The 9,518-nt window shown below is 55.7% G+C and carries 8 protein-coding genes and 1 pseudogene; 5 read left to right on the forward strand and 4 right to left on the reverse strand.

Annotation, left to right across the window (positions count from 1 at the left end):
* Both ABX962_RS20845 and ABX962_RS20850 read right to left on the reverse strand, forming a co-directional pair.
* Positions 1-236 (reverse strand): annotated as a pseudogene (locus ABX962_RS20845) (sodium-dependent phosphate transporter); the annotation flags it as partial.
* A gap of 43 nt (positions 237-279) precedes the next feature.
* Positions 280-1,272 (reverse strand): NAD-binding protein, encoded by a 993-nt coding sequence (locus tag ABX962_RS20850; RefSeq protein ID WP_339941679.1) that lies wholly within the window; start codon positions 1,270-1,272, stop codon positions 280-282.
* A 403-nt stretch (positions 1,273-1,675) separates the two neighbouring features.
* On the opposite strand from ABX962_RS20850, the gene ABX962_RS20855 reads away from it, so the two are divergent.
* A complete protein-coding gene (locus ABX962_RS20855; RefSeq protein ID WP_372721951.1) occupies positions 1,676-2,632 on the forward strand; it encodes a universal stress protein in 957 nt (318 codons plus the stop codon).
* Positions 2,633-2,836: 204 nt separating this feature from the next.
* Here the strand turns inward: ABX962_RS20855 and ABX962_RS20860 are convergent, their stop codons facing one another.
* On the reverse strand, positions 2,837-3,739 hold the full coding sequence (locus ABX962_RS20860; RefSeq protein WP_372721953.1) for a universal stress protein: 903 nt from the start codon (positions 3,737-3,739) through the stop codon (positions 2,837-2,839).
* A gap of 105 nt (positions 3,740-3,844) precedes the next feature.
* Complete coding sequence (locus tag ABX962_RS20865) at positions 3,845-5,665, reverse strand: heavy metal translocating P-type ATPase (RefSeq protein WP_372721955.1); 1,821 nt, start codon at positions 5,663-5,665, stop codon at positions 3,845-3,847.
* A 400-nt stretch (positions 5,666-6,065) separates the two neighbouring features.
* Here ABX962_RS20865 and ABX962_RS20870 point away from each other — a divergent pair, with 400 nt between their 5' ends.
* The 4 genes from ABX962_RS20870 to ABX962_RS20885 form a co-directional block, all read left to right on the forward strand.
* Positions 6,066-6,662: a hypothetical protein gene (locus ABX962_RS20870; RefSeq protein WP_372721957.1), complete on the forward strand. Its 597-nt coding sequence runs from the start codon at positions 6,066-6,068 to the stop codon at positions 6,660-6,662.
* 63 nt (positions 6,663-6,725) lie between these two features.
* Positions 6,726-7,739 carry a helix-hairpin-helix domain-containing protein gene (locus ABX962_RS20875; protein WP_372721963.1) on the forward strand — a complete coding sequence of 338 codons (1,014 nt, stop codon included), beginning with the start codon at positions 6,726-6,728 and terminating at the stop codon, positions 7,737-7,739.
* Positions 7,740-7,985: 246 nt separating this feature from the next.
* A complete protein-coding gene (locus ABX962_RS20880) occupies positions 7,986-8,285 on the forward strand; it encodes a hypothetical protein (RefSeq protein ID WP_372721959.1) in 300 nt (99 codons plus the stop codon).
* Positions 8,286-8,470: 185 nt separating this feature from the next.
* A partial coding sequence (locus ABX962_RS20885; protein WP_372721961.1) for a dihydroorotate dehydrogenase-like protein occupies positions 8,471-9,518 on the forward strand: 1,048 nt, incomplete at its 3' end.

Here is a 9,518-nt window from a genome sequence, read left to right on the forward strand (position 1 = left end):
AAGCCGACGATCAGTACCGTGGTGACCGACGAGGACTGAATCACCGCGGTGATAATCATGCCCGCCATCGCCGCGGTAAATCGGTTTGCGGTCAAGCGTGCCAGCAACGTCTTCATGCTGCTGCCGGCGACCGTCTTCAGACTCTCGGTCATCTGACGCATGCCAAACAGAAATAGAGCCAAGCCACCGCCGAGTCCCGTAATGAGATTTCCAGCTTCGATCGAGACGGCGGACATGAAAAGTAACCTTTCGTGGTGCGGGATGCGTGCAGCAGGTTCGTCAAGATGCGTCGAGGTATTCGCACGAAAGCACGGCGGAAATGGCAGCCACTTTGCCGAGCGCGATCAGCACGTCGTCCGCATCAATCACGCTGCTTCCCGACGGCGGCAACAACACCTCGCCATTGGGACGACGGATCGCAACGACGATCACGCCGCGACTGCGGAAATCAGTATCCGATAACGGGCGTCCCACACAAGGTGAGTTAGCACTGACGCGAATTTCAGCAAGATCCAACGTCGCTCCCGTTCCCGAGACAAACTCAAAAAAGTCTTCGACGTGCGGATTGATCAACAGTTGAGCCATCGTTGCCGCCCCGTTGGCGAACAGACTGACCACGCGATTGGCCCCCGCCTTTTCCATCTTGTGTGCACTGCTTTCGTCCGAAGCGCGCGCGATGATTTGTAAGTCCGGCGCGATCAAACGGGCCGACAATACCACGTAGAGATTGTCGGCGTCACTGTCTAGAACCACCGCCAAACCGCGAGCACGGTCGATCCCCGCGTCCAGCAGCGTACAATCGCTCGTTGCGTCATCACGCACACACGGCCAACCATGTTGTTCACATTCGGCAAGCGTGTTTTCATTTTGGTCGATCACGACAAACGGCAGTTTACGATCCGCCAAATGACGACAGATCGTCCGCCCCATGCGGCCAAAGCCACACACAATGAAATGGTTTTTGACCGATTGAAGTGTCGAATTCATTCCTCGTTTCCTTAACCAAGTTCGTAGCTCCGCACGGACGATCATCTCACCAAGTTGGACGACCGCAAAAAGAAAGACGCCTAAACCGCACACTAAGTAGATCATCACAAAGACACGACTACGGTCCGACAGCGGTCGAACTTCGTTGTACCCCACCGTGCTCAACGTGATCACCGTCATGAACGCAGAATCCACTAGCGGCCAACCTTCGACAAGCCAAAACCATCCGGTTCCGACGCCGGTGAGAACCACCAGGACAACAATGATCCAGGCCAATTGACGCATCTTTGCTCCTCGTGCTTTGGCCCGATTTTAAAAGAAGGGGGGATGATTGACGTCACACCGGGGTAATGTCATCGCTTGGCGTAAAAGCAATTGCATTCACCATGCCAAGTGACTCAAGGACGCAAAACGCCCACTGTCACGTGCGACAGAGCACACAACCCTCCACACCAACGCTTTGCAATGGGCCAATTACGCACACCCCAAATGTTGCTATCGACGTCCCAAACACTGCTTCGAGGCGAAGTGGCACCGATAGGTTGGTCAACACGATAAGCCAACCGCTGCTTGGCACATCATTTGCCTTTTTGGGAAGGGGGGCTAGGAGGCAAGACAATCAAACGCATCGAGAGCCTTCACTGTATCCATCCCATTGCGGCTCGCACCAAGGCACACGAGATCTGAGATGAAGCGATTTAAATCCATTCTGGTGGGCGTTGATCTTGCCGAAGGCGACCGACATGTCGTTGACACGATTCCCCCGTCGTCTTTGAAAGCGATCACGCGTGCGATTTGGTTGGCCAAGACCAATGCAGCGCATCTGACGTTTCTTAATGTGTTGTCCCCGTGGGCTCCGAATCTCGACGCGGAAACGCAGTTATTGGTACAGGAGGGGCATGGCCAGCGAACCGTTCGCGATCACGCCAAGGAGGTGATGGCCAAGTTGGTTCAACATGCCAACGACGAAGGCGTCCGCGCGGACAATCGTGTCGTGTTTGGCAAGAGTTGGATGGAAACCATTCGGCAAGTGATTTGGAAACAGCACGATTTGGTGATCGTGGGTGCCAAAGACGCCTCTCCCACACATCCTTTTTCGACCGGCAGCCATACGGTCAAGCTATTGCGAAAATGCCCCTGTGCGGTGTGGGTTACCAAGTTGCCGCCCGAGCAAAAGCTTCGCTCGGTGTTAGTGGCTCACGATCTAAGGCCTGTCGGTGACGAAGCGATGGAATTGGGCGGCGCGATGGCCGAGCTGCACGACGCCGAACTGCATGTGCTACACGCGATTGAATACCCGGAACTGGACCACGTTTTTCCTGCCCCCGTATCGGATGAGAAAGCGGCGGAATACCGTCACGAGGCCGAACAGAAAATCAACGACCAATTGAAACAATTCAAACTCTCTCGCGAAGCCCATATCCACTTTGCCACACGCCCGCCGGACTTCGCAATCTGGCACTGCATCGAGCAATATGACATCGACTTACTGGCCATGGGCACGCTGGGCCGCTCGGGCATTTCAGGGATGATTACTGGCAACACGGCGGAGCGTTTGTTGCCGCTGGTCCCCTGTTCGATCTTGGCCGTCAAACCGAGTGGATTCCAATCGCCAGTGACGCTTCCGCATCATCATCATCCGTAATGCAGTGGCCGTTCAGTTTCGAAGCGACGCGTGCCCAATGGCGTCTCGTATTGCCAGGCGCGGGTGACTTTTGCAGCGGAGTGACGCGGGGCCTCGCCCGGTCTGATTCCGTACGTCTTATTCGCCGCAACCGGACGGCTCGCGCCGTACCGCTACCGAACGTAGGTGGCATTGGGCGCAATCCCGAGGCCAACCATCGACGACTCATTGACCTTCGGCTGTGTGATGATGGCGTGAAATCCACACGCTGCAAGGCGCATGACGCAAGACGTATTTGGTGGTGCTGCCAAGAAACAAATCGTGCAGCAAACTGTGCCCTGTGTCCCCTAGAATCACCAGATCACTCTGCTGATGCTCGGTAAAGCGAACAATGGCCTCGCCCTCGTGTTGGCTGCGAATCACATGCGGGTGCGTGTTGGGCAGTTTCTCTGCAAGTTGTTTGGCCATGTACTCGGCCTTGTCTTTTGTTTGTTCCAAGGCTTTCGCTTCGTCCTCAAGGACGCCCGCCGCCACTCCCTCACTCATCAGGTAGTCGTAACTTGGCGCAATGCTGAGCACGCTGAACTCACAATCCGGATCCCACGTTAACTGCATCATTTCGTTGATGGCTTCGCGTGACGCGACCGACCCATCGTAGGCAATCGTGATCTTCTTGGGACAGACATGAGGGCGGTGATCTTGATCGGGCGGTCGCACGACCAACACCGAGCATTGTGCATGGGTCGCGACGCGATCCGAAATGCTGCCCAATAACATCCGGCTGACCAACGAATGGCCGACTGCACCGATCACGATCAGATCCGCAACGATGCGTCGCGAGACCTCCAAAATCGACTGGGCCACATTTCCCGTGTGATGCAGTTTTGAGAAATAGTCGGGACACTGATCTTTGAACATCGCTTCGAGTTCGGCGTGATGCCGGGCGACGAACTCCTTTTCTTCTTCCTCGCGGGTCAAGTTCTGAGGATTACCGTGGATCGTCAACTCGGGGCCCAATGAAACGGTCAATACCGCGAGTTTCAGTGGCTGCTGGAATTTGAGATGGTGCAGCAACTCCGCAGCGTTCTTCGCGAGCGAAGAACCATCAGACGCAAGCAAGACTTTCATCGCAGTTTCCCCCAAAAGAGACTCGTGGAGTACGCATGCATGATACCACGCTCCCGCTTGCAGTACCCCTAAAAATCGAATCGTTTCCTCGCGATTGCTGGAACGCTAAAAATCGACCAACTTTTTGGGCGGCAATGCCACACGCAGGGCATTGAGCACCGCGACGACGTCGATCACCTCTTGGGTCACCGCGCCGGCCACCGGTGGCAGATACCCGGCCGAAGCGATCAGCATTCCGATAAAGCTTAGCGCCATGCCTCCCACGGCACTTTGCAACGCAATCGTTCGCATCCGCCGACTGATGTGCATGAACTCGTCCACCTTGGCCAGCGAACTGTCCATGATCACCACTCCAGCGGCTTCGCTTGTCACATCACTGTTTTGGCCGAAGGCAATCCCGATTGTCGCGGCCATCAAGGCGGGGGCGTCGTTGATCCCGTCGCCGACGAAGATCGTCTTGACTCGCTCGGTTTCCCGCCGCACAAATTCCAATTTATCCTCGGGACTTTGCCCACCATAAGATTCCGAGATGCCGACAAGTTCGGCTAAATACCGCACTTCGGATTCGCGATCCCCCGAAAGCAAGACGACTCGCTCAATCTGGTGCCGCCGCGACAAATGGTTGACAAACAGCGCCCCCTCGGTGCGCGGTGCATCCCTTAATCGGTACGTCGCTGCATAGTCGCCATCGATCAAAATGAGGCATTCCAATCCGCCCACTTGCGGTGGCAGCAGATCGTTGGCCTCAGGATGACCCGCAACGTATTTTTGACGGCTTGTGATGCGAATCTCCTTGCCCGCCACGATCCCGCGCAGTCCCTCGCCCGGACGCTCGCTCATTTGACTGGATTCTTTGAGAACCACATTCGCATTTCGACCGGCCGCAACGATCGCTTCGGCCAGCGGGTGCTTGGAATATTGTTCCAAACTGGCGACCAGCGAAAGTACCTCTCGCGGTTCGTACTCTGGCGAACAAATCTGTTCGGTCAGCTGCGGCTTGCCGTAGGTCAGCGTTCCCGTTTTGTCAAAAATGATCGTCTTGCACCCATCAACTTGTTCCAGCACCGCAGGGTCGCGGATGATGATGGCCCGGCGTGCCGCCAGCGAGATGGATCCGATGATCGCTACCGGAATGGCGATCAGCAGCGGACAAGGCGTCGCAACCACCATGACCGCAAGAAAACGAATCGGGTCACCGGAAACAACCCAGGCGGCAACCCCCAAGGCGACCGCAAGCGGCGTGTAAAAGGCGCCCAGTTGGTCGCCCAGTCGGCGAATTCGCGGTCGGTGTTGTTCGGACGACTGCATCACTTGCATGATCTTGGCGTAGCGTGAATCGACCGCCAACTTCTCTGCACGAATCGTCAAAGCGGAATCCCCATTGATCGCGCCGGACAACACCTGCGATCCAGGCGTCTTGGACATCATGTAGGGTTCACCGGTCAAATACGACTCGTCCATCACTCCGTGGCCTTCGACCACCGTACCGTCGATCGGACAGATGTCATGAGGCAACACGAGCAATTCATCGCCAATATTCACTGCGTCCAGCGCGATGTCCTCAAGCATCGAGCCGCGTTTGCGATGAGCCACCGAGGGCATCCGTTTGGCCAGCGCGTGCAGGACCGACGATGCACTACGCACCGCGTATGCTTCGAGCGCTTCGCCACCGGACAACATCAGCACCACCAAGGTGCCCGCCAAGTACTCGTGCAAAACCACCGAGGTCACGATCGAAATACCCGCCAACAAATCGGAACCGAATTCACGCCGGAACAACTTGACCAACAGCTCCCAAACCAACGGGACACCGCCAAAGGCCAAGGCAATCAACAGCGGCAACTCCGTGACACCGCGATCGGTCACGATCACAAACCGCAATACCAAATGGACGAGAATCGCGACGACTGCGAGCGCGGCAATCATGCTTTGCTTTCGACTGACGAAGGAGTCCGTCACTGGCGTTATTGGGGTGGGCACTGGATAGCGGCGGTGTGAATGGGGGAAAGTGTTTCGGTTTCGGGACCGCAGATCAGGCAAACGTTGCGCCAAGCATGGATTGGATGGTGGACAACACCGAAGTTCGGTTCGCTTATGCGTTTTTTATCAGCCCAGCACAACAATCTGCACCGATTCGATGCGTCAACGGGGCACACGTGTGCCACACCGTCACACGTCATTGTCTCGCACTCGCTAAGGAGCGGATGTTTTCCGCAAGAAAACAGTACGGGATCCTTCCCCCGCAGTGATGGCACAACGTTTGCAATTCAATTAACTGTTGCAATCGCAACGACAATCCAGTGGGCAATCAACCGAGGAGCAAGTAATGGTGACGAAAGACGCATTCACCGACCGTCGTCAAGCATTGGAAGATGAATTTTTCCACCGAGTCGACGAGCGGCTCATTTCAGACATGAGGGCGAAGAAGGAACTCGAAACCAATCGGCAACAACTCGCGGAGGTAACGGGGATTTCCGATTCTCATTTAATCGACGAACTATTGGCTGCCGGTGCGAATGCGGAGACGGTCGCGGCGTTATCGTTGGTTCCTCTGGTCCTTGTTGCCTGGGCCGACGGGAAAATGGATCCCGAAGAGCGTCGCCCCATTTTGGCTGCGGCACACGAAAAAGGGATTACCGAGGGAACTCCGGCGGCGGATTTACTTGAGCACTGGTTGTCCGTCAAACCCAAAAAGAAGCTTGCCTTGACCTGGAAGCATTACATCACCGACTTGATCACCCGAATGAGTGATGAGTCGTTACTGACGCTGCGTGCGGACATCATGGATCGAGCGAGAGCGGTGGCGAATGCTTCCGGCGGGGTGCTGGGTTTTGTCAAAACCACGATCGATGAACGACGCGTCCTTTCGTTCCTTGACGAAGTGCTAAGTCGCGACGTCGCGCTTCCTCGAACTCCGAAGTAATTCGGCCGAGCAAGCCCGTTCGCATCGCAACGTTCACCCCAACCAACAGAGCAGGTGGCAGAGATGGTCGCGATTCAGTCGCATCAACCCGACGAGATTGCTCGCGAGATCGAAACGGTTTCCGAGTCGTCGCACCACGCCTCGGAGAATCAAGCGATCGCAGAATTGCTAGACGAGATCGCCAACCTGTTGGCGGAACAAGGTGCGGGTGAGTTTCGCGTTCGTGCGTATCAGAACGCCAGCAAGACACTCCAATCGCTGGCGACTCCGGTTCGCAATATCATGCTGCACGAGGGCGTGATGGGGCTGATCGACTTGCCGACGATTGGGCATTCGATCGCAAACTTAATCGAACAATACCTTCGATTGGGTCGCATTCCGCTATTGGATCGGCTGCGTGGCGAAGAGACCGCCGAGCGATTGTTTGCGACCTTGCCCAGCATCGGTCCCGAGCTAGCGCATCGAATTCATGAGGAGCTCGAGATCGAAACGCTACTTGAATTATGGGCGGCTGCAAAAGACGGGCGGCTGGAAAACGTACCGGGGATGGGACGCAAGCGAATTCGCGCCATTCGCGAAAGTTTGGCCGATCGTCTTCGTCATCGCTCACCCGCTGGCCCCTCTGCCCTCGCAGGCGAAAATGCGGACATGACGCGATCGGAGCGGGCCGTTTATGATCACACCCTCTCCGGTGCACACGAATCGGACCACGAGGTCTCGGTAGCCGAATTGCTGGACGTCGACGAAGAGTATCGGCGACTCGCTTCGCAAGGCAAGCTAACGAAGATCGCCCCTCGTCATTTCAATCCTGGGGCAGTCGCTTGGCTACCCATTCTGCATTGCCAGCGATCCGACCGGCACTACACCGCAATGTACTCGAACACCGCGCGTGCTCATCAGCTTAATACAACCAAGGATTGGGTTATTCTCTATCGCGACGATCCCAAATCACATGACCGATGGACGGTGATCACCTCGCAATTTGGCAAACTTCGTGGCTGCCGCATCGTCCGAGGTCGCGAAGAAGAATGTTGGCAACATTATCGCCCCCACTCTTCGGGGGACACCCACTCATAGCGAGTTCCGCCTTTCCAACCCGATTTCGGCGGCACGTTCACAAAATGACCTGCTGAGTTGGATTTCGGCAGGATCTATTTTTTCCCCAACTCCGTTTTGCTTCCTTTCCCTCTTTGTGTCGCTGGAGTATCGATGATGAAAGTCACGAGTGCACTAATTTTCGCCTTGTTTTTCGCAACAATGGGTTCGCAACTCAGTAGTGCAGATCCGCCTAACGAAGCCCCCCCTCATCGCATCACACCGTTGATGAAGATGAAACTCGACAAGTCAAAAGCGATCCTCGAGGGTCTGACGCTCGAGGATTTCGAGGCCATCGCCCAAAATGCCAAAGCATTAAAACTGTTAAGCCTCGAAAGTGGCTGGAACGTGTTGCAGACCCCGGAATATGTGACTCAGAGTCAGGAATTTCGACGCACTGCAGAGATGATCGCGGAAGCCGCAAAGGAAAAGAACATTAGCCGAGCGACGCTGGGGTATGTCTCGATGACGGTGCGCTGCGTCGAATGCCATTCGTACATGAGAAAGCATCGCATGGAACTGAACTAAAACTCAGCGAATCAATGGATTCGCACCTGCGAACCGCGTTGCTTTGATGATGCCATTGTGTTCTACAACGTTGGCTTTTGTTGGGAACTATTTGTGCTAGGTACCTTATAATCAAAGACGAGAAACTCGTAAAAGTCATGTGGGCGTTTCGCCGAGTTTCACGTTCGCGTTACAAAGGGGTGCCCATGAGCATTGACCTGACGACACACTTTGGCGGCTTAAAGCTTGAGTCCCCCATTCTTGTCGGCGCTTGTCCATTGACCGCCGAAGAGCAGAGCCACGCGGCGATCGCCGCAGCGGGTGCGGGCGCCATCGTGCTACCCTCGCTCTTTCAGGAACAGGTCCTGCAGTGGAACCAGCGCAGGGGACTTGAGGTGCATGAAGCTTCCCCCCAATTACTGGAACGCTGCAAATTGGGGCCGACCGATACGTATTGCCAGAGTGCGGAATCGTATTTGTCGATGGTACAACGCGCAGCCGCTCACGTTTCGATTCCCATCATCGCCAGTCTGAATGGGGAGTGTGGAGGACATTGGTTGGACTTTGCCGGTGAGCTTCAGCAGGCGGGTGCCGCGGCGATCGAATTGAATGTGCATCATCCGCCGCCGAGCGAATATGCGAGCCCTCGGGAAGTCGAAGATGCGCTGACTGAGTTGGTCACCCAGATTGACGCCGCCATCACAATTCCGTTGTTCCTGAAACTCGACCGCTATTACACGAGCCCCAGCCATCTGGCACATCGATTGTTGTCGGGAGCCCAAGGTTTGGTGTTGTTCGGTCGGGCCCCGGACGTCGACATCTGTCTTGACAGTTTCCAGCTGAAAATCAACTGGGAATTAACCCATGCGGGTTCGATCGTTCAATCGCTTGGAACCATCATGCGAATTCACAGCTATTGCCCTGCCATGCCGCTTGCGGCATGTGGCGGGATCGGCACCCCGAGCGACGTCATCCGCGTGCTGTTGGCCGGAGCCGACGTTGCCATGGTGACTTCGGCCGTGTACCGCGAAGGCCCTGGAGTGATTCGCACGCTGGTCGATGGATTGCGAATGTTCATGGACAAACATCACATCAAATCGATGCGAGAGTTGGAGATGCAGCGTCCAATCGAATTTAGTTCCGGCGAACAACGCCAACAATACATCAAGACGTTGTCCAGACGACGCGAAGCGGATGAGATGCTCCACCAAGTCCATGCGGTCCACGGCGACCGCTGGGGACATCCCACACTGT

The organism is Novipirellula sp. (assembly GCF_041583735.1).
Classification (GTDB): Bacteria; Planctomycetota; Planctomycetia; order Pirellulales; family Pirellulaceae; genus Novipirellula.

Coding starts and splice junctions, on each gene's coding strand:
- ABX962_RS20855 (WP_372721951.1), top strand. CDS start 1,676: ATGAAGCGATTTAAATCCATTCTGGTGGGCGTTGATCTTGCCGAAGGC.
- ABX962_RS20875 (WP_372721963.1), top strand. CDS start 6,726: ATGGTCGCGATTCAGTCGCATCAACCCGACGAGATTGCTCGCGAGATC.
- ABX962_RS20865 (WP_372721955.1), bottom strand. CDS start 5,665: ATGATTGCCGCGCTCGCAGTCGTCGCGATTCTCGTCCATTTGGTATTG.
- ABX962_RS20880 (WP_372721959.1), top strand. CDS start 7,986: ATGAAGATGAAACTCGACAAGTCAAAAGCGATCCTCGAGGGTCTGACG.
- ABX962_RS20860 (WP_372721953.1), bottom strand. CDS start 3,739: ATGAAAGTCTTGCTTGCGTCTGATGGTTCTTCGCTCGCGAAGAACGCT.
- ABX962_RS20870 (WP_372721957.1), top strand. CDS start 6,066: ATGGTGACGAAAGACGCATTCACCGACCGTCGTCAAGCATTGGAAGAT.
- ABX962_RS20850 (WP_339941679.1), bottom strand. CDS start 1,272: ATGCGTCAATTGGCCTGGATCATTGTTGTCCTGGTGGTTCTCACCGGC.